The following is a 22,615-nucleotide window of genomic DNA, read 5'->3' on the forward strand; positions in this document are numbered from 1 at the left end:
GTTAAGGAAAAGATTTTAAGGAAATTACAAGGGAGAAGGCATTTGTCTTCAAGAGAGGAGTAACAACATGAAAAAGCATTTATCGGTTTTATTTTTACTGCTCAGCTGTTTAATGGTATTGAGTGCATGCAGTATCGGATCACAGGACGAGGTGTCGAAAGACAAGACGTATAAAGTCGGAATCGATGTCACGTATCCACCGTTCGAATATAAAGACGGGGACACGTACAAGGGGATCGATATCGATCTCATCAAAGCCATTGCAAAGGATCAAGGGTTTAAAATCAAGTTTGAAGCAATGGACTTCAGCGGAATCATTCCGGCTCTTCAAGCGAACCAGTTGGATGTTGCAATTGCCGGTATGAGTATCACGCCGGAGCGGAAAAAAGTCGTCACGTTCTCCGATCCGTACTTTAAAGCCGGATTGATTTTAGTCGTCAAAGATGACAACAATAAAATCAAGTCGGTCGATGATTTAAAAGGACAGAAAGTCGCGGTCAAAAAAGGAACGACAGGTGCAAAATATGCGACGGACAATGCAGATAAACTCGGTATCACAGTCACACAATTCAATGACAGTCCAGCCATGTTCCAAGAAGTCAAAAACGGAAATGCTGCAGCATTGATTGAAGATTATCCGGTCATCTCGTATGCCAACAAACAACAAAATCTTGGTCTGAAACTCGTCGGAGACCGTTTGAACGGGGATAACTACGGAATCGCTGTCTTAAAAGGTGAAAACGAAGAGTTGTTGAAAAAAATCAATAAAGGACTGGCTAACCTGAAAGAAAGCGGCGAGTACGACAAAATCGTCGATACGTATTTGAAATAAGCTATTTGAACGAATGACAAGGGAGTTGAGTCACTGATGGAAGTCGCAAAAACGGCGTTTCCGTTTTTCTTGGAAGGGTTACAGATCACCCTTTATATCTTTATCATCGCGGTCATCGTCGGATTTTTAATCGGCTTGATCGTCGCATTGATGCGTTTATCACCACTTAAGATTTTAAACGGTATCGCCATCGTCTACATCGATGTTATTCGGGGAACCCCCTTTATCGTCCAATTGTTCTTTATCTATTTTGGACTCAACTCGCTCGAGTGGTTGTCCATGGACCGGATGTATGCCGGAATCCTGACAGTTGCGATTAATGCCGGAGCCTACTTTGCTGAAATCATCCGGGCAGGGATTCAATCGATTGATAAAGGTCAAACCGAGGCCTCACGATCACTCGGGATGACAGGACGTCAAACGATGACGCAAATTGTTTTACCGCAAGCCTTCCGCCGGATGTTGCCGACGATTACGAACCAATCGATCATCAGTCTAAAAGATACGTCGTTACTATCGATCATCGGGATCGCGGATTTGACGCAACAGGGACAAGTGCAACAGGCGACGACATTTGAACCGTTCATCGTTTGGACAGTTGTCGGTCTGATGTACTTCGTCGTCATCTATCTCCTTTCATTGTTAGGGAAATTCTTGGAACGGAGGTTTACACTGCGATGAGTATCATTGAAGTAAAACAATTAAAAAAGTCATTTGGTTCAAACGAAGTGTTAAAGGATATTTCGGTTGAGATTCAAGAAAAAGAAGTCGTTTGTGTCATCGGACCTTCAGGATCCGGAAAAAGTACGTTTCTCCGCTGTTTAAACCGGCTGGAGGATATTACAGGAGGGACCGTGATTGTCGATACACACGACATTACGGATCCGAAAGTCGATATCAATAAAGTACGGGAAGAAGTAGGGATGGTGTTTCAACACTTCAACTTGTTTCCGCATAAGACGGTGCTCGAGAACGTGACGCTTGCACCGATGAAGGTTCGGAAAACGGATAAAACTCAAGCGAAACAGCGGGCTTTCGAATTGCTGGATAAAGTGGGATTACGGGAAAAAGCGGATAATTATCCGGGTGAACTGTCCGGTGGTCAAAAACAACGGGTCGCCATTGCCCGTGCTCTGGCCATGAATCCGAAAATCATGTTGTTTGACGAACCGACATCCGCACTCGATCCAGAGATGGTCGGGGATGTTCTTGCCGTTATGAAGCAATTGGCACTCGAAGGGATGACGATGATTGTCGTTACGCACGAGATGGGATTTGCCCGTGAAGTCGGGGATCGTGTTCTTTTCATGGACGGTGGTTTTATCGTCGAAGAAAACATTCCGAGTTTATTGTTTGATTCTCCGCAACACGAACGGACACAGTCTTTTTTAAGTAAAGTTTTGTAAATGATGAAATGAAGCAGGAATGACCTTCAGGGAGGTCATTCCTGCTTTTTTTTGATGAAAACCCCTGTTTTCGCCTAGAGACGTTTCAATCATAAAGAACACAGGGTACAGTCATAAGAAAAACTTATACATTTGTGACGGAGAAATTGGGAATTCGAAACGCACTGACCTAAAAGAAGTAGTAATATAATAACTAAGGCAAACACTTTTGACATACAGGCCTTCGTTAAGGGTTATGTTCGGATGAAATGTCAGGAACATGACGATTATCGAATTTTTATGTCATATGATTTGAAAGCGCTAACAGGTAGAGAGCTGGAAACGTACTGATGCAGTACAGGAGTGAAACGAATGAAACGGGGGGAACCGTACATGGCAAGCCAGGACCAACAAGCATTTTATGGACCAAACCTTGGGTACATCATTGAATTGTATGAACGCTTTTTAGAAGATGCTTCTTCAGTCGATGAAGAAACACGGGCATATTTTGAACAAAATGGTGCTCCGGTTTCAGAACGTGTAACGAAGCAAACGGTCGAAACGGGAGATTTCGAAAAGTATTTGGCCGCGAGTCGATTAGCTGATCAGATTCGGGCGAAAGGTCATCTTGCAGCTGATATTTATCCGCTCAAAGATCATCCACGGGAAACAGAACTGCTCGAGCTCCGTCAATTCGGATTGACAGAAACCGATTTACGCGCCATGCCTGTCACACTCGTTTGTCCAGAACCACCGGCTCATCTTCAAGATGCTTTTGAAGGAATCGAGCACTTAAAGGCTCAGTACACGGGGGCGGCAGCGGTTGAATTTCAACATGTCGATGACTTGGATGAAAAGAAATGGTTGCGGCAAAAGATTGAACAAGGGGCATTGACAGCTAAGCTGACAATTGATCAAAAAAAGCAATTGTTCAAACGTTTAGCGGAAACCGAATTATTTGAGAAATATTTGCATAAAACATACGTTGGACAAAAACGTTTTTCAATCGAAGGACTTGATGCGATGGTTCCGTTACTCGATACGATTGTTGGACATCTGATTGCCAACGGATCGGAAACGATCAACATCGGAATGGCGCACCGGGGACGACTGAATGTCTTAGCGCACGTTTTAGGAAAACCATATGAAATGATTTTTGCAGAGTTCCAACATGCGCCGAACCATGATTTGGTTCCCTCAGAAGGATCAATCGGGATCACGTACGGTTGGACGGGGGACGTCAAGTATCACCTCGGATTAAACCGGAAGATGGAGCAACAATCGAGCAACGTTCGAATGACGCTTGCCAACAATCCGTCTCACCTTGAATTCGTCGATCCTGTCGTCGAAGGGTTTACACGGGCTGCGCAAGACGACCGCTCACAAAAAGGAGCACCTCGTCAGGAACAGGGAAAAGCGGCTGCCATTCTTATTCACGGTGATGCTGCGTTCCCGGGACAGGGGATTGTTGCTGAAACGCTTAATTTAACTAACTTAAAAGGATACAATACGGGCGGAACGATTCATATCATTGCCAACAATACGATTGGTTTTACGACAGAACCGACTGATTCCCGTTCAACACGCTATTCGAGTGATTTGGCAAAAGGCTACGAGATTCCTGTTTTCCACGTCAATGCGGATGAACCGGAAAGTTGTCTGGCCGTAGCATTGCTCGCTAGCGAATACCGTGCAACATTCAACAAGGACGTTTTGATTGACTTGATCGGGTATCGTCGCTTCGGACATAACGAGATGGATGAGCCGATGAATACGAATCCCGTTCTCTACGATTTAATCCATAAACATGATTCAGCACGCGTTCTGTATGCCAAGCAACTGGTAGAACAGGGCGATGTCGCAAAAGAAGATGTGACGAAGATTGAAGCTGACATCAATGAGATGATGAAAGCGGCCCGGGAGAAAGTCCCGAATGTGGAAAAAGAATACGGCGGAGTCATGCCGGATGTCGTCTTCAAAGGAGTCCCGCACATCGAGACAGGGGTTGCGGTCGAGAAATTGACGGACTATAACGAGCAACTCCTCGAGTGGCCGAGTGGATTTAACGTTTTCCATAAACTTGAGAAAGTCCTGAAACGCCGCACGGATGCGTTGACGACGAAAAACGGCATCGACTGGGGTCATGCCGAAACATTGGCATTTGCTTCAATTCTTTCCGATGGCACACCGATTCGATTAAGTGGTCAGGATTCGGAACGGGGAACATTTGCCCAACGAAACATTAATCTGAATGATGTGAAGACCGGCAAATCGTTTTCACCGATGCACAGTCTGAAGTCAGCAACAGCATCGTTTGCTGTATACAACAGTCCATTATCGGAAGCAGGCGTTCTCGGATTCGAATACGGCTATAACGTCTTTGCGCCGGAAACACTTGTTTTATGGGAAGCCCAGTACGGCGACTTCGCAAACTCCGGTCAAGTCATCTTTGATCAGTTCATCTCGGCAAGCCGTGCAAAATGGGGGCAGACGTCCGGACTTGTCATGCTATTACCGCATGGATACGAAGGACAAGGGCCGGAGCACTCAAGTGGCCGATTGGAGCGGTTCTTGACGTTATCAGGCGAAAAGAACTGGACAGTCGCCAATGTTTCAAGTGCGGCACAGTACTTCCATCTGCTTCGCCGTCAAGCCGCGATTCTTGGAAAAGAAGAAGTACGTCCGCTAGTCGTCATGACACCGAAAAGTTTACTCCGCCATCCACTCGCGACGTCCGATTTATCTGAACTGACAGACGGTTCATTCAAACGGATTGTCGAACAGGATGGTTTGGGACAAACACCGGAACAGGTTGAGCGGATTGTCTTCTGCAGCGGAAAAGTTGCAATTGACTTGGCAGAAGCCGTCTCGAAATCAGACGATGATTTCAACTGGTTGCACATCGTACGGATTGAAGAAATTTATCCATTCCCGGCCAAACAGTTAAACGCGTTGTTGGAACGTTATCCGAATGTCGGTGAATTTGTCTGGGTTCAGGAAGAACCGAAAAACATGGGAGCCTGGACATACATCGAGCCACGTCTTGAATCAGTTGCCATCAACGGAATCACAACCGTCCGTTACATCGGTCGTCGTCGACGTTCGAGTACAGCGGAAGGTGATCCGACAGGGCACAAAGTCGAACAGGCGCGAATCCTGACAGAAGCTTTGACACGAACGACAGTCGATCAACCAAGCACATCAGCTACTTCCGAAACAAATGTCTAATCTAAAATCAAGTGGGGTCAAACACGAAAAGTCTTAGGGGGACGAATTAACATGGAAATCAAAGTGCCAGAACTTGCAGAATCGATTACGGAAGGTACGGTCGCATCGTGGTTAAAACAGCCCGGCGATCAGGTAGAAAAAGGGGAAGCCATCGTCGAACTGGAGACAGATAAAGTCAACATCGAAGTACCGTCTGACGAAGCTGGAATTCTGTCTGAAGTAATGGCTGCCGAAGGGGATACAGTCCGCGTCGGAGAAACGATTGCTATCATTACAGCAGGTGGAGAAGCGGCACAACCGACAGAAGCAGCTCCAGCACCTGAACAAAAAGAAACACCTGTTGCACAAGAACCGAAAAAAGAACAACCGGCAGCCGTCGCAGCAACAGAAGCGACGTCACGCGCCGATCGTCCAATCGCTTCACCCGCTGCCCGGAAAATGGCACGTGAAAAAGGAATTGATTTAGCGCAAGTCGCGACACAAGATCCACTCGGTCGCATTCGTGTGCAGGACGTTGCGACATTTGAAGTCGCACCACGCGAACAAGCAAAAGCACCACAAGCTCCGGCACCGCAAGCCGCACCGCCTGCTGTTGCCCCTGGCAAACCGGAAGAACGGATTAAAATGTCGCGCCGCCGTAAAACAATTGCCAATCGCTTAGTCGAAGTGCAACAAACAGCGGCAATGTTGACGACGTTCAATGAAATCGATATGTCTGCTGTGATGTCGTTACGGAAACGCCGCCAAGAAAAATTCGTCAAGGACAATGAAGTCAAACTCGGTTTCATGTCGTTCTTCACAAAAGCAGCCGTCGCCGCTTTGAAAAAAATGCCATATTTGAATGCCGAAATTCAAGGAGACGAAATCGTGCTCAAGAAATTCTATGATATCGGAATTGCGGTTTCAGCACCGGATGGTTTAGTTGTACCGGTCGTACGTGACGCTGATAAAAAGAACTTCGGTGAAATCGAAAAAGATATCATCAATCTGGCGGTCAAAGCCCGGGACAACAAACTCGGTTTATCGGATTTGACAGGCGGGACATTTACGATTACAAACGGTGGAACGTTTGGTTCATTGATGTCGACACCAATCCTCAACGGACCGCAAGTTGCGATTCTCGGAATGCATGCAATCAACCTGCGTCCGATCGCCATCGACGCCGAGCGGATGGAAAACCGTCCGATGATGTATGTCGCGCTTTCCTATGATCACCGGATCGTTGACGGGAAAGAAGCCGTGACTTTCCTGAAGCACATCAAAGATTTGCTCGAAGATCCGGAATCATTGATCTTTGAAGCCTAATCGAATATTCCTGCTCCCTGTTTCTGTAACTGAAGCAGGGAGTTTTTGTGTACCGGATTGAGCGGATATGACAACTCTGTCATCGAATCTAAACAGAAGATTACATGGAATTCATAAATCCTTCATTGAAAGCCGATAAGATACATCTGTACGTTACTTCAAAGGGGGAACCATGAATGTTGAAACAAATCGGTGTCACGGTAGTCGCGGGAATGATTGTCGCAAGCAGCACAACGAGCATTGAAGCAGCGGGGAAAGCAAAAGGACTGCTCGATCCAAACCGGATTGTCAACATTGCTCACCGCGGAGCATCCGGGTATGCACCGGAACATACGATGACCGCATATGAGATGGGTCATAAAAAATTCAAAGCCGATTATATTGAGATTGACTTACAAATGACGAAGGACGGTCAGTTGATTGCGATGCATGACGAGACGGTCGATCGGACGACAAATGGTACCGGCGCCGTCAAGGATCAAACACTCGCGCAAATCAAACGCCTCGATGCCGGCAGCTGGTTTAACGAATCCTATCCGGCCTATGCGAAGAAAACATATAAGGGATTGAAAGTGCCGACGTTAAACGAAATATTTAACCGGTACGGCAAACAAGCCAATTACTATATCGAGACGAAATCACCGGAGGTTTACCCGGGGATGGAGAAAAAACTATTAGATACGTTACGACGTCACGGATTATCGAGCAAGCAGGTCAAACCGGGACAAGTCATGATTCAATCGTTCAGTCGGGACAGCTTGTTGAAGGTGAAGCAATTAGATCCGAAACTTCCGCTCGTCCAGCTTCTTGAGGCACCGCAAATGACGGATATAACTCCAAATACATTAAAAGCCATCAAGTCTTATGCGGTTGGCGTCGGACCATCTTTTAAATCATTGACACGAGAAAACACCAGACAAATCCGAAGTGCAGGGTTGTTACTGCATCCGTATACCGTCAATGAGAAAGTAGATATGAAACGGATGCTCGATTACGGTGTAACTGGCGTCTTCACGAACTTCGCCGATCGATTTAACGAAGTATTGCAACACCCAAAAAAGAAATAACTTCCCCGAAAGTCAGTTTCCTTTTCAGGAAATTGACTTTTTTTGTTCAGATGACATCTAAATCGCTTTCCGTTACGTATACTCATAAAAGCACATTCTTTTTTTTCGATTGGTATCGAACATGATACGATGTAACAACAGTGTTAAGTGGGATTTTAAACGGGTTCCATGAACAGAGAATGGAGAGGAATGCAATGCGAATCACTCAATATACAGACTATGGACTCCGCGTTCTGATCTATTTAGGTATTCATCGCGAAGAAGTGACACCGATGCCGACGATTGCCAATCATTATGGGATATCTTCCAATCATTTAATGAAAGTCACGCAACAATTAACGAGGCTCGGGTACGTGGAATCGACACGTGGACGGACTGGGGGTCTTCGGTTAATTCGCGATCCGGAAGAAATCAATATTGGGAAAGTCGTTCGTGAGATGGAGCCGATGGATATCGTCGAATGTTTTGCGGCAGACGGGCATTGTGTCATCGAACCTCAATGTCAACTCAAAGGGATTCTCGGTCGTGCGTTGCGCGCCTTTATCCGTGAACTGGAACAACATACATTAGCCGAACTACTCAAAAACCCATACGAACTGAACTTGTTATTTGCAAAAACGGATGCCAACCCTTCACGTTAAGTGAACGGGGGCATCCATTTTTTGTATACTCGTCTAGTTTAGTAAAAAAAGTCCACTCATTTTAGTTTTGGACCGGACCGTTTTTTAGGAGTGACATGTTCCGGATTTTTGGCAAGGTCATCTTGAACAGATCCTTTCCACAACGGAACATCACTGTAATAGGCGGCGCGGGCAATTAAATGTCCGCCGATTGGTGCTGTAATCAAAACAAACAGAATTCCGAGCAGGACGCGGGAAGAGAAAAATCCATCTTCCACGACGAAATAGATGATGACGCCAATGAGGATGCTCATGACGCCGAGTGTCGCACTCTTAGAGGCGGCATGCGCGCGCGTGTAGAGGTCAGGTAACCGGATAAGGCCAAGTGCCGTCACGAGGCTGAAAAATGCCCCGATCAACGCAAAGGCGGCTACAAAATAATCACTGATTGCGGTCACGTTCGATGATCTCTCCTTTCTCGATGAATTTAGAGAAGGCGACGGTCCCGATGAAAGCTAATATCCCAATCAATAAAATGACTTCAAGATAGTCGCTTGTCCGAAGGATGATGGATACGAGACCGACGACGGAAATCAAGCTGATCCCGATCGAGTCGAGAGCGATGACCCGGTCAGCTACGGATGGTCCTTTGATGACCCGGTAAAATAAACCGAGCATGGATAGAAAGACGCCTCCTAAAGCGATGAATAGTAACATCTCTAACATTAGCGGCTCACCTCCAAGATGGCTTTCTCAAAACTGTTGCGGATCGAGGCGACGGCATCATCCGCCTCCGGCATGTGTAGGGCATGAATGTACAACGTTTTGTTATCGTCCGAAATATCGACGACCAATGTCCCCGGTGTCAACGTAATCAGCATCGATAGCAATGTAATTTGCCAATTGTGTTCGAGTTCGGTTTCATAGGCAAAGATACCGGGCTTAATATCAAGACGCGGTTTCAGGATGATGGACAGCACCTGAAGGTTCGCAACAACCAGTTCATATAAAAAACGAATGAAAAGTCGGATCAAGGCGATGAACGGTCCGAGATAAAACCGGCTGCTGAAACCCCGTCGCATCGCGAACATCGCAATCAATCCTAGTAAATAGCCGATGATGAACGATGACGCCGAGAAGGAGTTAGCAAGAAACATCCAGAGGAACGCAAGCAAGATGTTGAGTAATAACTGAAATGGCATGGGTTAATCCTCCTTCAGTACAGCTTGAATATAGATTGAGGGGTCGACAAGTGGATCGACCGCCTGCGAGATGAACGGCCGGACCGCTTCCGTTCCGATACCGTACAAAACGGTAATTCCAACCAAAACGAATGCCGGTGCGAGCAACTGCTTCATCAGGTGGTGTTTCGGACCACTGTAGGTTTTCGGTGTTCCCCAGAATCCACGGATGAAAATCTGCATCACGGAATAGAGCACGAGCAGACTTGAAATCAAGACGACGAATGGACCGACTAAATCCCCGGCTTCGAAACCACCCCGGACGATGAGCAGTTTTCCGATGAAACCGCTGAGTGGCGGAATTCCGGCGAGCGACAATGCAGCGATGAAATACGTCCATCCGAGTAAGGGATAGTCTTTGATCATGCCGCCCATGTCTTTTAGACGACTTGATCCGGCAATACCAATCATGACGCCGATCAGCAGGAATAAGGCCGCCTTGATCAACATGTCATGGACCAGGTAAAACACTGCTCCTTCGAGCGACTGACGGGTCATGACGGAGACACCGTATAAGATGACACCGACTGCGACGATGATGTTGTAGATTAAGATCTGTTTGACGTCACGTGTCGCCAGCGCACCGATGACACCAATGATGATTGTTGCCAGTGCAAGCCACCCGAGAATTTGGTGCGTAAACTCTTGCTGGTGCGAAAAAAACAGGCTGTATGTCCGCAAGATCCCGTAGACACCGACTTTCGTCAGTAATGCACCAAACAGTGCGAGAACAGGTGTCGGTGGTACTTGGTAGGAGCCGGGAAGCCAAAAGTACAACGGGAAGATGGCACCCTTTAAGCCAAAGACAATTAAAAACAGAACCGCGATGACACTGAGGATACCGGGTTGATTGATTTCAGTAATCTTTTGTGAAATATCGGCCATACTCAGGGAACCGATGACACCATATAAAAAGGCAACCGTCATGACGAACAATGCGGATGAAATGACGTTAATCAACAAATACTTCAGCGACTCCCGAAGTTGGGCTGGCTTGCCTCCAAGAACAATCAAGACGTAAGACGAAATCAGAAACACTTCGAAAAAGACGAACATGTTGAAAATATCACCTGTCGTGAAGGCACCGTTGACACCGACGAGTAAAAACTGGACGGCGATGTAATAGTAAAACCGTTGATGCAGATCCGACAAATAATAGATCGAATACCAGACGACAAAAAAGACAAGTAAGCTGGTCGTCAGGACGAGCAAGGCTGATAACATATCCGACACGAGAGTGATACCGAACGGAGCCGGCCAACTACCAAGTGTGACGGTCAGAATGCCATCTTGGCGGATACTGTAAACGAGATAGACGGCTGCAACGATGGTCAAGAAGGTCGAGACGAGTGAAAGCGTCCGTTGCAGACGGAGACGACTCGGAAACAGCATCAAGATGACTCCGGTGATCAGTGGAATCAAAAGCGGTAGTAACGGTAAATTAATCATGCGTATCGGTTCCTTTCATTTCCTCCAGATTGTCTGTTCCCAGTTCCTGATAAGCCCGATAAGCAAGGACAAGGAAAAATGCGGTCACCCCAAAGCTGATGACGATAGCCGTCAAGACAAGCGCTTGTGGCAGTGGGTCCGTATACTGGGTGACTCCGTCTTTGAGGACGGGAGCGGCACCAGTCTTCAAACCGCCCATCGTCATGACGAGCAAATGAGCGGCGTGACTGAGTAAACCCGTTCCGATGATGATCCGTAAGACACTTTTTGAAAGAATGAGATACACAGCACACATCGTCAGGATGCCTGCTGCAATCGCCATGATGATTTCCATGAGTTAATCACTCTCCCCAATCGTTTGAATAATCGTCATCGTCACACCGACGACGACAAGATACACGCCTAAGTCGAACAGCATCGCCGTATGTAAGGACGTTTTTCCGAACAGCGGCAAATTAAAATAGTCGTGGGCATGTGTGAAAAATGGTTTGTTGAACAACAGGGCACCTGACGCTGTCAGGACGGAAATCAACATCCCGATGGCTGTCATCTGTTTATAATCGACGGGCAGGATTTGCCGAAGCGTCTTGATATCAAAGGCAAGCAAGATCAAGACGAGTGCGGAAGCCGTTACAAGACCGCCGACGAAACCGCCGCCCGGTGTGTAATGACCGGCGAAAAACAGGTAGACGGCAAACAAAAAGATGATGAACGTGATGAACGTCGTCGCAGATTCTAAGATGACGTCGTTCGTATGTTTTTTGATCGGATTTTTCATTTATCGATTCCTCCTGTCTTCCGGAAATTAATCATCGCGTAGATACCAAGACCGGCAATTGCTAATACACTGATTTCAAACAACGTATCAAAACCACGGAAGTCGACGAGGATGACGTTGACCATATTACCGCCAGCGGCTAAGTCCGCCACGTTGTCGATGTAATACTGGGCAATCGAAGCGAATGAGCGTTGGCTGAGTGAAGCCAGTGCGACCAACGTGACGCTTAATCCGACGAGTGCCGAGATGGCGGCATTGCCGAGTTTAAACTTAATCCGTTCCTCTTTCCGGCTGATTTCCGGCATATGATAAAACACAAGCAGGAACAGGGCGACGGACACCGTTTCGATGACGAGTTGCGTTAAAGCCAGGTCCGGTGCCCGGAATAAGACGAAGAACAGAGCGACCGTATAACCGACGACACCAAGCAGAATAATCGATGTCAAACGGGACCGGGCAAACGTAATCGACAAGGCGCTGCCAACGAGGACGAGGACTAAGACGACTTCATAAGTGTGAACCGTACTGAGCGGATTCACATCAAACCGGAAGGCATCAAGGAAATACAGACTCGATAAAACTAAAACGACGATAAAACCGAAGATGTAGACCAAGTAAGACCGCATGTAGCCGGTCATGACCGTATCATGGATAGCGGTCGATGTCCGTTCACCTCGACGCAACAATGCGTCATATTGATGGTTGAGTGAGACCTGTTTCGGCATCCGGTGATACAACGAGCGCCATTTCGGTAAAGTCAGGAATAAAAACGTACCGACTGAGATAATCAGGACGGTTAAGAACAGTTCCAGGTTAAATCCGTGCCAGAGTTTGATCTCGACTGGAATCGTCCCGCCATTTGCGATCACTTTCGGTAAAATCGCTTCAGCGGCCGGGCGGATCAACGTGTTCGACAACAGGTTCGGGAACAAGCCGATTAAGATAACCAATGAAACGAGAACGAGCGGCGGAATCAGCATGCCGATCGGTGCTTCATGCGGTTTTTTCGGCAACTTGTCGAGTTGTCTTGGACCGAGGAACGTCCGGTAAACAATTAAGATACTGTAGACAAACGTAAAGATGCTGCCGATGACCGCAACGAATGGGAACAAGAGTCCAAATGTATCGAGATGGAACAATCCGGACTCTGATACTTCGAGCACACCGGTTAAAAACATTTCCTTACTCAAGAAACCGTTGAAGGGCGGGACACCCGCTATCGACAACGCTCCGATGGTCGCGATCGTAAACGTCACCGGCATCAGTTGCGATAAGCCGCCGAGTTTTCGGATATCCCGTGTGCCGGTCTCGTGATCAACAATCCCCGCCATCATGAAGAGACTTCCTTTAAATGTGGCATGGTTAATCAAATGAAAGACGGCAGCAACGGTCGCAACCGTATAGAGGCTGTCCGGTAAGATTTCGACCTGTAACGCAGCTGCTCCGAGTCCGAGCAATGACATGATCAGACCGAGTTGGGAAATCGTCGAATACGCTAAAATCGCTTTTAAATCGACCTGCTTGACGGCGTTCAGCGACCCCCAGAAGAGTGTGAACATTCCGACAGACGAGACCAGATAAAACCAAAGTGGTGTTTCAGCAAAGATGGGACTCATCCGGGCGACGAGATACAGACCGGCCTTGACCATCGTGGCCGAGTGCAGGTAAGCACTGACCGGGGTCGGCGCTTCCATTGCATCCGGTAACCAGATATGAAACGGAAACTGGGCCGATTTTGTAAAAGCTGCCAGTAAAAACAGGACAAGCGACACGGTGAAGAGCGAATCACTTGAATAAGTGCCGACCGTCGCCAGCGATTCCCGGATACTGAATGAACCGGACAGCAGCGACAGCAGGGAAATCCCGCCAAGCATCGACAAACCACCGAATACAGTAATGAGCATCGACTTTTGTGCACCGTAACGGGAGCGTTCCCGCTCGTACCAATAACCGATCAAGAGGAAGGACGAAATTGATGTCAATTCCCAAAATAGATACATGACGATCATATTGTCAGATAAGACGATTCCGAGCATCGCCGTCATGAAAAGAAGTAGGTAAACATAAAAATTATGAAGAGCTTCTTTTTTGGCATCGAGATAATAGATGGAATACAGGACGACGAGCGAACCGATTCCGGTAATCAACAACGCAAACAGCAGACCCAGGCCGTCAACGTAAGCAGTAAAGTTGATGTCGAGCGAAGGAATCCATTTCATCGTCGCAACGACTGTTTTCCCGGCCATCGTCTGGCTGAGGAATTGACTGAAATAGGCGACCAATATCAGCGGAACGAGCAAAACGAACCAGCCGGTGTGCACCGATCGAATTTTTTTATACAGCAATGGAATGAAGAGACTGACGACTAGCGGCAATAAAATTGCGAAATGAAGCAATGACACATGATTCCCCCCTTTTCATATCGTTCATTTCATCGAAAAAAATGAAAGAAGGACGTAGTACGCAAGCGAGCAGTCGTGCTTGTGACGAGTCCTTTTATCCAATCATTCGATTCTTATGAAGCATCTGTTAAAAGTATAACGTAGATTTCGGCTCTCTGCATGACGCGAACCTTCATGATGTAGTGCAGGAAAGCGGTTTTTGATTAAATTATTAAATATGTAGGAACACGGCAGAAAAATGAGAAAAAAAGTTCAAAAAAATTTTAAAAGACGAGAGCAATTTGATTACAATGGTCTTTTTCAGGGAAAACCAACTAAGTCTAAAAATTCAGCGAACAGAGGTGCCGTCATGAAAAAGTCATTTAAACAAGGTTTGTTCATTGGTGGAATCGCAGCCTTATCTGCGTTAGTCATCAAGCGTTATAAGCAAGCGGGGGATTCGTCAGAAGGGTTCAGTGATCCAGCTGCACTCGATCGTCAACCGAGTATCGATGCCAAAAAGGATGAAACAGAAGTTGGATTGACACAACTCGATTCGATTCACCGGGCAGATTGGCAAGCCAATGGTTTTCCGCAAACTCATGCTGAACTGGAACGTCTAGAAAAAGAAGATAACCAGTAAAAAACACGCTCTCGTCTGAGAGCGTGTTGTCATGTAAAGAATTAAGCGCTTGTCGAAACGAGTGCTTGAATTCGTTCGCTGTGTGCAGCATAGGAAGAGAGATGCTCAAATTGATGTAACGTTAGAGTCGTCATCCGACTATGGCCTGTACTGGATTCAAGAGACAGGTATGCTTCGTTTTGATCTTGACCACCACCGTCAAAACGAATTTTTGCCGTGATTGTCCGTCCATCGCTCGCTTGCATATAAATATCGTAACCGCCGAAATCAACTCGGTTGAAGTGGTTAGCTTCGCTTACGATTCGTTTAAAAGTTTCAATCAATGAATATGACATGCTATTTCCTCCTTATGTGAAAACTATGTGACCTAACGAGCAATCACCAATCAGTATCGGTTATGTATTTTCCCAGTATGTAGAAAAATTAAACCTTTTAAATGAATCTTTATTTTTTTAAGTTTTATTTGCTATGAAACGCGTTTCATACTTTATGATAAATCACGACAGCGCGTGACTATCGTAAACGATGGGCGTCAGCTGAGTAGTAGTGGAGGAGACCTGTTCTTTTCTAAATAGAGGTCTTAAAACGTGTCAGATGCAGCTGAAAATGGAAGACACAAAAAGGAGTTGGATGTAAGTCCAACTCCTTTTTGTGTCTGAAAACCGGTATTAAACCGATTTGTTAATGAGTCGATAGTTAAAGTTCGACGTTGTGATAGACTTGCTGGACGTCTTCCAAGTCTTCCAGCGCATCAATCATTTTTTCGAACTGTTGGACGTCTTCGTCAGATAACGTCACTTCGTTTTGGGCGAGCATGACCAGTTCGGCAACTGAGAAGTCTGTGATTCCCGCTTCTTTCAGCGTTTCTTGAACCGCATGGAATTGTTCTGGCTCCGCGTAGATGATGACGGACTCTTCTTCCTCCAGGATGTCACGCACATCGATATCCGCTTCCATCATCAATTCTAGGACATCATCAGCTGATTTGCCTTCAAAAGCAAAGATGGCTGTCGCATCAAACATGTAAGCGACCGATCCACTGACACCCATGTTTCCGCCGTTTTTACCGAAAGCGGCCCGAACATCTGAAGCTGTCCGGTTAACGTTGTTCGTCAATGTTTCGACGATGACCATTGAGCCGCTTGGTCCAAATCCTTCGTAACGTAACACGTCAAAGTTTTCTTCTGCGCCGCCTTTTGCTTTTTCGATGGCACGATCGACGATAGCGCGGGGGACACTATATGTCTTCGCACGCTCGAGAACCACTTTTAACGCCTGGTTTGATTCAGGATCCGGCTCCCCTTGTTTAGCGGCAACATAAATCTCCCGACCAAACTTTGCATAGACGCGACTTGTATTTTTGTCTTTCGACGCCTTTTTTTCTTTAATGTTATTCCATTTACGACCCATCAGAATCCACTCGCTTTCACATGACTTCGATTTAATTAGGAACTTATTGGTTCCTTCTGCCTCATCAGTATACCGCATAAGTTGTTGATTGCTAAACTGAAAAGATAGCGAAATACGTGTTTTTTCATGATTAACGTTTACAACCAGTCTGAAATCGGGAAGTAACAGAAGATGAAATCTAGCGTGTGAGAGGAGAGGGACTATGAATAAAGCAGCTGTGTTTCACCGGGCCCTGTCTCCGTATGTCTATACATACGATCGAGATACGGTACATATCCGCCTGATGTCGGCAAAGGGAGACGTGAATCGTGTCGAATTGATTTATGGGGATCCTTATGAATGGGATGCGGAAAAAGAAGAAGATCGGGATTGGAACTTTGACCCGGATAAAGAGAAGTTTTGGAAAACGGCGACGGCAGAGATGACGTTCGCGGGATCGGATGCGACACACGATTTTTGGTTTATCGCGATTCAGCCGAAAAAAAAGCGGATCCGTTACGGTTTCAGAGTTCATGTAGGCGGTGAATCCGCCGTTTACACCGAACGCGGGTGGTACGATGAGGTACCGCTTGATCACCCGGGCTACTATTTTGCCGTTCCATATATGAATGCGGTAGATGTATTTGACGCTCCGGCATGGGTGAAAGATACGGTCTGGTATCAAATTTTTCCGGATCGGTTCGCAAATGGGGATGTAACGAATGATCGGCCGGATACAACGCCATGGGGAACGGAAGCACCAGCCTTTGATAATCATTTCGGAGGCGATTTTCAAGGGGTGATTGATCATATCGATTACTTAAAAGCACTTGGTATTACCGGCATTTATTTTTGCCCGGTCTTTGTCGCACCGTCCAACCATAAATACGACACTCTCGATTATTTACGTCTGGATCCGAGTTTCGGGACAGAAGAAACTTTTCGGGAAATGGTTCGACTGCTTCATCAAAATGGAATCCGGATTTTGCTGGATGCGGTCTTTAATCATGTCAGCGTCGAGCATCCGGCCTTCCAAGACGTTTTATCTCATGGGAAAGAATCGCAGTATGCGAACTGGTTTATGATTGATTCGTTCCCGGTCCAATCAACACCGGTACCCAACTATGAAGTATTTGCCTTTGAAAGCAATATGCCGAAACTCAATACGGCCCATCCGGATGTGAAAGATTATCTATTAAAGGTGGGTCGTTACTGGGTGGAAGAGTTCGGGGTTGATGGCTGGCGACTGGATGTCGCGAGTGAAGTGGACCATGCTTTTTGGCGCGAGTTCCGGCGGGAAGTACGGGCTGCTAATCCCGAAGCGTATATCGTCGGGGAATGTTGGACGGATTCGCAAGGGTGGTTGCTCGGTGATCAGTTTGATGCTGTCATGAATTATGGATTGACGGAAGCCTTTTTAACCTTTTTTGCGACGAACGAAAGTACGGCCTCTGCATTCAGTCATGCCGTCGTAAGGAACTTAAACAGCAACACGATGAATGTCAACGAAGTGATGTTCAATCTCGTTGATTCCCATGATACACCTCGTGCCTTGACGCGGGCAGACGGGAACCTCGAGCGGATGAAGCTGTTGATGTTGTCGCTGTTGACGTTCACGGGAAGTCCGGTCATCTATTATGGTGATGAAATTGGTTTGACGGGTGGCCAGGATCCGGATAACCGGAAGTGTATGGTCTGGGATCCGGCCGAACAAGATGCGGACCTCTTGGCGTATATTACGCGGTTGATTGATTTACGGAAGCAGCATCCGGGTCTCGCCAATGCCAGCGGCTATCAATTCGAGCAACTGAATGATGCGTCGGCAAGCTTTCTGATTCGTCGCCAGTCTGATGAAGCGACTTATTTGATTTTGTTTAACAATGGTTCAGAGGACGTCCATTTTGATTTGACAGATGCAACCGTTGATTTGATGGACGGCCAACGTTATACAGAATCGGTCACTGTAGGCGGGGTGTCCGGGAAAATTCTCCAAATAGAACAAGAATAACCGAACAAAAAAACATCTGTTCAGAAAATAGTCTTTTCTGAACAGATGTTTTTTATATGCTTGGAAAGACTCAGAAAAACGGATGAATCAGCAGACCACTTCTCAATTTAGGTTCGAACCAGGTCGACTTCGGAGGCATGACTTCGCCCGCATCAGCAACTGCCATCAGCTCAGTTAAGCTTGTTGGATGGAGATGGAACGCGACGGCCATCGTACCTTGGTCGACGAGTTGCTCAAGCCCGGTATAACCTTTCACACCACCGACGAACTGAATCCGTGCATCCGTCCGAGGATCTTCGATTCCGAGAAAGGGTGTCAACAATTCATCTTGAAGGATGGCGACATCGAGATCCTCTTTGACAGAAGGACGGTTTTTTTCATAATCGAGTGTGTACCAAGTCTGTTTGAGATACATTTCAAACCTGTGTTTTTTTGTTTCTGTCGCGCGTCCCTTGGTAATAGTGAACCGGCTACTGATTCTTTCCAGCAAGTCATCGACGGACTGACCGTACAAATCTTCGACAACGCGATGGTAACCTTGGATGTTCAATTGATCACTTGAGAAAGAGACGGCGAGAAACAGTCCGGCATCCTCGTGAGGATTCAACCGTGCCACTTGTGCGGCTGCTTCCGCCCGGTGGTGTCCGTCAGCGATATACAGGTGATCATGACGGGCAAACTGACTGCCGATCGTCATCATGGCATCACGGTCCGTGACTTTATAGATCGTATGCTCAATCCCGTCTTCCGCTGTAAATTGATAGAGTGGGGATTGTTTGGTCTGTTCCGTGACGACTCGATTTAGTTCGTCATCCGGATGATGGGCAAGCAAAATCGGACCGGTATGAGCAGCAAGCGACTGAACGTGCCGGACGCGGTCCCGTTCTTTATCAGGCCGTGTGAATTCGTGTTTCCGGATGATGCCTTGGTCGTAATCCGTGACAGAGACACAACCGACAAAACCGGTCTGCGTATGCTCACCGTCTGTCAGGCGATAGAGATAATAACTCTCGACATCATCTGTTGTGAGAATGCCCCGTTCAATCGCTTCCTTGAAATGAAGGGCCGCTTGTTGATACACGCGTGGGTCATGGTCGTCAATCAAGTCCGGTAACGTCACTTCTGCCTTGTCGATTCGTAAAAAGGACAACGGACGTCGGCGGACTTCCACCCGTCCCTCCGCCCGATTGAAGACATCATACGGGAGGGAAGAAAACGATTCTGCATATTTGGGGTTAGGTCGCAAGGCATGAAAAGGTTCAAAAGTAGGCATAATCATCGCTCCTTAAAGTAATCTTGTTTTTAACACACCGGGAATGGTATTTAATTGTTGTAATGAAATGATTTCATCCAGATGATTATCGATGTCGATGATCGTGTAGGCAATGCCGCCTTTACTGCCGTTGATCATGTTGGCGATGTTGATTTGTTCGGTCGCAAGGACGGAAGCGATTTGACCAACCATGTTCGGGATGTTTTGGTGCGCGATCGTGATGCGTCGTTTACCGGAATACGGTAACTCAACAGACGGGAAGTTGACCGAGTTCCGGATGTTGCCGGTCTCAAGGAACAGCTTCAATTGATCGACGGCCATGATTGCACAATTTTCTTCTGCTTCGGCCGTCGACGCGCCGATGTGCGGCAACGGGATGACACGAGGCAGAGAGAGGATGAAGGCGTTCGGGAAATCAGTGACATAGTTGGCCAGGCGGCCTGATTTCAAGACTGTTGCTAAAGCCTGTTCATCGATTAATTCACCTCGGGAAAAATTAAGTAAGGTTGCGCCTTGTTTGATTTTTCCGAGTAACCGTCCATCAAGCAAGTGTTGGGTCGCATCAATCAAAGGGAGGTGCAACGTGATGTAATCACTTGTCGCCAGCAATTCTTCGAGATTGGTGACACGGTGGACTTGATTCGAGACACGCCACGCTGATTCGACAGACATATGGGGATCATAGCCGGAAACCGTCATGCCGAGTTCGTGGAGTGTATTCGCTAAACTCGCTCCGATGGCACCAAGTCCGACGATGCCGATTCGTTTCCCGAGTAATTCCGTACCGGCAAATTGTTTTTTATTCGCTTCGATCCGCTCTGGGATATCCGGTCCACGCAGGTTATTTGTCCATAAGATACTCGGGATTAATTTTCGGGCCGTCAAGAACAGGCTGGCAATGACAAGCTCTTTGACGGCATTGGCATTCGCACCAGGTGTCGAAAAAACGGGAATCCCCCGATTCGCCAATTGGTCGAGCGGGATGTTGTTGACGCCGACACCGGCGCGGGCGACCGCTTTTAAGGAAGGCGGGAACTTCATGCCGTGTAAATCTTTACTGCGAACAAGAAAGGCATCCGCTGTTTCGATGTCTTGTTTGACGACGTATTGATCGGTGAAGCGTTTTAATCCTTTTTCCGACACGTCATTCCAAAGTTGTACATGATGCATTTAACGTTCCCCCTGTTCGAATCGTTTTAAGATGGCAATAAGGGCATCGACGCCTGCAGTCGGCATCGCGTTATAGAGACTTGCGCGCATTCCTCCGACGGAACGATGTCCTTTTAAATTGACGAGGTGATGACGTTCTGCAAATTGCAGAAATTGTTTATCTAAATCCGTTTGACCGGTAGTGAAAGGAATGTTCATCCGGCTCCGGTCCGGCAGGGCAACGTGATTTGAAAATAGGACAGATTGGTCCAAGTACGCGTAAAGGGAGGCGGATTGCTTGTGATTACGCTCGACGACCGTATCGAAACCCTGATCCTTAATCCATTCGAGGACCAGTTTCGTCAAATAGATGCTGTATGTGGGCGGTGTATTGTATAAAGAATGATGGGCGGCATGTGTATCGTACCGTAAATAGGAACCTAAACGGTCCGGTGTACGTTGTAAAAGCTCATCTTTTATGATGACGAGCGTCATTCCGGCTGACCCGAGATTTTTTTGAGCCCCCGCATAAATCACATCAAACTGACTGACATCAATCGGTTCCGATAAAATGGAGGAGGAGAAATCAGCCACTAACGGAACATCGACCTGTGGAGCGTCGGTAAAAGTCGTTCCTTCAAGCGTATTGTTCCATGTGAGATGCAGATAATCCGCGTCAGAATAAATGGGACCGGCCGGAATCGAACGGTAGTTGTCCGCATTAGATGAAGCAACGATACCTGTCTTTACAAAAGCCGCGGCATCCTGCATCGCTTTTTGTGACCAGCTACCTGTATCGATGAAGTCGACACGTTGCTGATTCGTCGCCAAGTTCAGTGGTAACATGGAAAATTGAAGCGTTGCTCCGCCTTGTAAAAACAAGACATGGTAATGATCCGGAATCTGCAAGAGTTCCCGAAGTAAAGCCTCTGTATCCTGAAGGATGTTTTCAAACAAGGTAGAACGATGACTTAATTCCAAAACGGATTGTCCAGAACCTTGGTAATTCAGAAGCTCAGATTGAGCCTTAAGTAAAACCGGTACCGGTAGTACTGCCGGACCAGCTGAAAAATTAAAAACCGTCATCTCATTCCGCCTCCAGTAATTTTCAGAAAATATTCACAACTAAAGTGTAACGGAATGAAAACAGTTAATCAAACTTCATTTCAAAGGGAATTTGAATTTTTTGGAACAGGGGGAGCGTTCGACAGAAAAAGACCAGTTCTCCTAAAGAGAGACTGATCCGATCGATGTATCTGAAGAAAGTATGGAATTCAGGACGGATCAAGTGGCGTAAGTTGATGAAAGTGCCACTTCCAGCCTTCGCTCGTCCAGTGATAAAGCGAAACACTTCGGAAGCGACCGACATACATGCTGCGACCGTATGAGAAATGATCTTCCACGATTTCCTGTACCAGGGCCGTCGTCTCGAAAACTTCGACGATAATCGACTCACTGAGTTGATCGCTCCACTGAATTTGATCCGGATCGACATAATGATCGAGATACGTCTCGGCATCGAACTGCCGGCCTTGTCCGTCAACAAAAGAAAAATCAGGTGATAACAATTGATGCATCTCTTTTCGGTTACCTTGCATCAAATAATCATGACGGTTTGTCAAGAGGAGTTGAAGCTGTTCATGTTTAGCTGAAGTTTCCATGAGAATCATCCTTTCGTTCTTACCTGAATGATGAGATTTCAAAAAAGATAAAACAAAAAAAGACCCTGCAACAGCAGAGTCTTGGAAAATTAAAGTTTAGTAACGTTAGTTGCTTGTGGTCCGCGTTGGCCTTCTTCAACTTCAAACGAAACTTCTTGACCTTCGTCAAGTGATTTGAAACCGTCTGTTTGAATAGCTGAGAAGTG

The 22,615-nt window shown here is 46.8% G+C and carries 23 protein-coding genes; 9 read left to right on the plus strand and 14 right to left on the minus strand.

Features of this window, described 5'->3' with window-relative positions; all coding sequences use genetic code 11:
- The first annotated feature begins 112 nt into the window (after positions 1 to 112).
- From KNP93_RS07970 to KNP93_RS08000, 7 genes are all read left to right on the plus strand, one after another.
- Positions 113 to 832 carry a transporter substrate-binding domain-containing protein gene (locus KNP93_RS07970; protein WP_426355407.1) on the plus strand — a complete coding sequence of 240 codons (720 nt, stop codon included), beginning with the start codon at positions 113 to 115 and terminating at the stop codon, positions 830 to 832.
- A gap of 36 nt (positions 833 to 868) precedes the next feature.
- Complete coding sequence (locus tag KNP93_RS07975) at positions 869 to 1,513, plus strand: amino acid ABC transporter permease (protein WP_131503649.1); 645 nt, start codon at positions 869 to 871, stop codon at positions 1,511 to 1,513.
- Positions 1,510 to 2,238, plus strand: a complete 729-nt coding sequence (locus KNP93_RS07980; RefSeq protein ID WP_131503650.1) for an amino acid ABC transporter ATP-binding protein — start codon at positions 1,510 to 1,512, stop codon at positions 2,236 to 2,238. Before KNP93_RS07975 ends, KNP93_RS07980 begins: the two co-directional genes overlap by 4 nt.
- 351 nt (positions 2,239 to 2,589) lie before the next feature.
- Positions 2,590 to 5,445, plus strand: coding sequence for a 2-oxoglutarate dehydrogenase E1 component (locus KNP93_RS07985; RefSeq protein ID WP_131972576.1), 2,856 nt, complete (start codon positions 2,590 to 2,592; stop codon positions 5,443 to 5,445).
- Positions 5,446 to 5,496: 51 nt separating this feature from the next.
- Positions 5,497 to 6,750, plus strand: coding sequence for a 2-oxoglutarate dehydrogenase complex dihydrolipoyllysine-residue succinyltransferase (gene odhB, locus KNP93_RS07990; protein WP_131503652.1), 1,254 nt, complete (start codon positions 5,497 to 5,499; stop codon positions 6,748 to 6,750).
- Between the two features lie 176 nt (positions 6,751 to 6,926).
- Positions 6,927 to 7,817, plus strand: a complete 891-nt coding sequence (locus KNP93_RS07995; protein ID WP_214854364.1) for a glycerophosphodiester phosphodiesterase — start codon at positions 6,927 to 6,929, stop codon at positions 7,815 to 7,817.
- Between the two features lie 194 nt (positions 7,818 to 8,011).
- The gene (locus KNP93_RS08000; protein WP_188004455.1) at positions 8,012 to 8,458 is read left to right on the plus strand and encodes an Rrf2 family transcriptional regulator; all 447 of its coding nucleotides are present in this window, start codon (positions 8,012 to 8,014) and stop codon (positions 8,456 to 8,458) included.
- Between the two features lie 56 nt (positions 8,459 to 8,514).
- On the opposite strand, the gene mnhG is transcribed toward KNP93_RS08000, so the two are convergent.
- Genes mnhG through KNP93_RS08035 form a run of 7 tightly spaced genes read right to left on the minus strand, consistent with a single transcriptional unit; the run spans position 8,515 to position 14,307 of the window.
- Positions 8,515 to 8,895 carry a monovalent cation/H(+) antiporter subunit G gene (gene mnhG / locus KNP93_RS08005; RefSeq protein ID WP_131972580.1) on the minus strand — a complete coding sequence of 127 codons (381 nt, stop codon included), beginning with the start codon at positions 8,893 to 8,895 and terminating at the stop codon, positions 8,515 to 8,517.
- Positions 8,879 to 9,154 (minus strand): Na(+)/H(+) antiporter subunit F1, encoded by a 276-nt coding sequence (locus tag KNP93_RS08010; RefSeq protein ID WP_370529000.1) that lies wholly within the window; start codon positions 9,152 to 9,154, stop codon positions 8,879 to 8,881. Before KNP93_RS08010 ends, mnhG begins: the two co-directional genes overlap by 17 nt.
- Positions 9,155 to 9,162: 8 nt before the next feature.
- Positions 9,163 to 9,639 (minus strand): Na+/H+ antiporter subunit E, encoded by a 477-nt coding sequence (locus KNP93_RS08015; protein ID WP_131972582.1) that lies wholly within the window; start codon positions 9,637 to 9,639, stop codon positions 9,163 to 9,165.
- A gap of 3 nt (positions 9,640 to 9,642) precedes the next feature.
- Positions 9,643 to 11,127, minus strand: a complete 1,485-nt coding sequence (locus tag KNP93_RS08020) for a Na+/H+ antiporter subunit D (protein WP_131972583.1) — start codon at positions 11,125 to 11,127, stop codon at positions 9,643 to 9,645.
- Positions 11,120 to 11,461, minus strand: a complete 342-nt coding sequence (locus KNP93_RS08025) for a Na(+)/H(+) antiporter subunit C (protein ID WP_114595646.1) — start codon at positions 11,459 to 11,461, stop codon at positions 11,120 to 11,122. The genes KNP93_RS08020 and KNP93_RS08025 overlap by 8 nt, the downstream gene beginning before the upstream one ends.
- A gap of 3 nt (positions 11,462 to 11,464) precedes the next feature.
- Positions 11,465 to 11,905: a Na(+)/H(+) antiporter subunit B gene (locus KNP93_RS08030; protein WP_034769866.1), complete on the minus strand. Its 441-nt coding sequence runs from the start codon at positions 11,903 to 11,905 to the stop codon at positions 11,465 to 11,467.
- Entirely contained in the window at positions 11,902 to 14,307 is a 2,406-nt protein-coding gene (locus KNP93_RS08035; protein ID WP_214854367.1) for a Na+/H+ antiporter subunit A, read from the minus strand. Before KNP93_RS08035 ends, KNP93_RS08030 begins: the two co-directional genes overlap by 4 nt.
- A 349-nt stretch (positions 14,308 to 14,656) precedes the next feature.
- Between KNP93_RS08035 and KNP93_RS08040 the strand changes: the two genes are divergently transcribed.
- Entirely contained in the window at positions 14,657 to 14,929 is a 273-nt protein-coding gene (locus KNP93_RS08040; protein ID WP_131503659.1) for a hypothetical protein, read from the plus strand.
- Positions 14,930 to 14,970: 41 nt separating this feature from the next.
- Here the strand turns inward: KNP93_RS08040 and KNP93_RS08045 are convergent, their stop codons facing one another.
- Both KNP93_RS08045 and KNP93_RS08050 read right to left on the minus strand, forming a co-directional pair.
- Complete coding sequence (locus KNP93_RS08045) at positions 14,971 to 15,264, minus strand: hypothetical protein (protein WP_131503660.1); 294 nt, start codon at positions 15,262 to 15,264, stop codon at positions 14,971 to 14,973.
- A gap of 361 nt (positions 15,265 to 15,625) precedes the next feature.
- The gene (locus tag KNP93_RS08050; RefSeq protein ID WP_131503661.1) at positions 15,626 to 16,339 is read right to left on the minus strand and encodes a YebC/PmpR family DNA-binding transcriptional regulator; all 714 of its coding nucleotides are present in this window, start codon (positions 16,337 to 16,339) and stop codon (positions 15,626 to 15,628) included.
- A gap of 202 nt (positions 16,340 to 16,541) precedes the next feature.
- Here KNP93_RS08050 and KNP93_RS08055 point away from each other — a divergent pair, with 202 nt between their 5' ends.
- On the plus strand, positions 16,542 to 18,326 hold the full coding sequence (locus tag KNP93_RS08055) for a glycoside hydrolase family 13 protein (RefSeq protein ID WP_214854369.1): 1,785 nt from the start codon (positions 16,542 to 16,544) through the stop codon (positions 18,324 to 18,326).
- A 70-nt stretch (positions 18,327 to 18,396) separates the two neighbouring features.
- Here the strand turns inward: KNP93_RS08055 and KNP93_RS08060 are convergent, their stop codons facing one another.
- The 5 genes from KNP93_RS08060 to KNP93_RS08080 all read right to left on the minus strand — a co-directional run.
- Positions 18,397 to 19,599: a DUF1015 domain-containing protein gene (locus tag KNP93_RS08060; RefSeq protein WP_214854372.1), complete on the minus strand. Its 1,203-nt coding sequence runs from the start codon at positions 19,597 to 19,599 to the stop codon at positions 18,397 to 18,399.
- Between the two features lie 12 nt (positions 19,600 to 19,611).
- Complete coding sequence (locus KNP93_RS08065; protein WP_214854375.1) at positions 19,612 to 20,769, minus strand: phosphoglycerate dehydrogenase; 1,158 nt, start codon at positions 20,767 to 20,769, stop codon at positions 19,612 to 19,614.
- Positions 20,770 to 21,834 carry a 3-phosphoserine/phosphohydroxythreonine transaminase gene (gene serC / locus KNP93_RS08070; protein ID WP_131972589.1) on the minus strand — a complete coding sequence of 355 codons (1,065 nt, stop codon included), beginning with the start codon at positions 21,832 to 21,834 and terminating at the stop codon, positions 20,770 to 20,772.
- Positions 21,835 to 22,022: 188 nt separating this feature from the next.
- On the minus strand, positions 22,023 to 22,409 hold the full coding sequence (locus KNP93_RS08075; RefSeq protein ID WP_165871610.1) for a nuclear transport factor 2 family protein: 387 nt from the start codon (positions 22,407 to 22,409) through the stop codon (positions 22,023 to 22,025).
- Positions 22,410 to 22,498: 89 nt separating this feature from the next.
- On the minus strand, positions 22,499 to 22,615 hold a 117-nt coding region (locus KNP93_RS08080; RefSeq protein ID WP_214855123.1), incomplete at its 5' end, for a cold shock domain-containing protein.

This window comes from Exiguobacterium sp. s166, from assembly GCF_018618855.1.
In the GTDB taxonomy this organism is placed as follows: Bacteria; Bacillota; Bacilli; order Exiguobacteriales; family Exiguobacteriaceae; genus Exiguobacterium_A.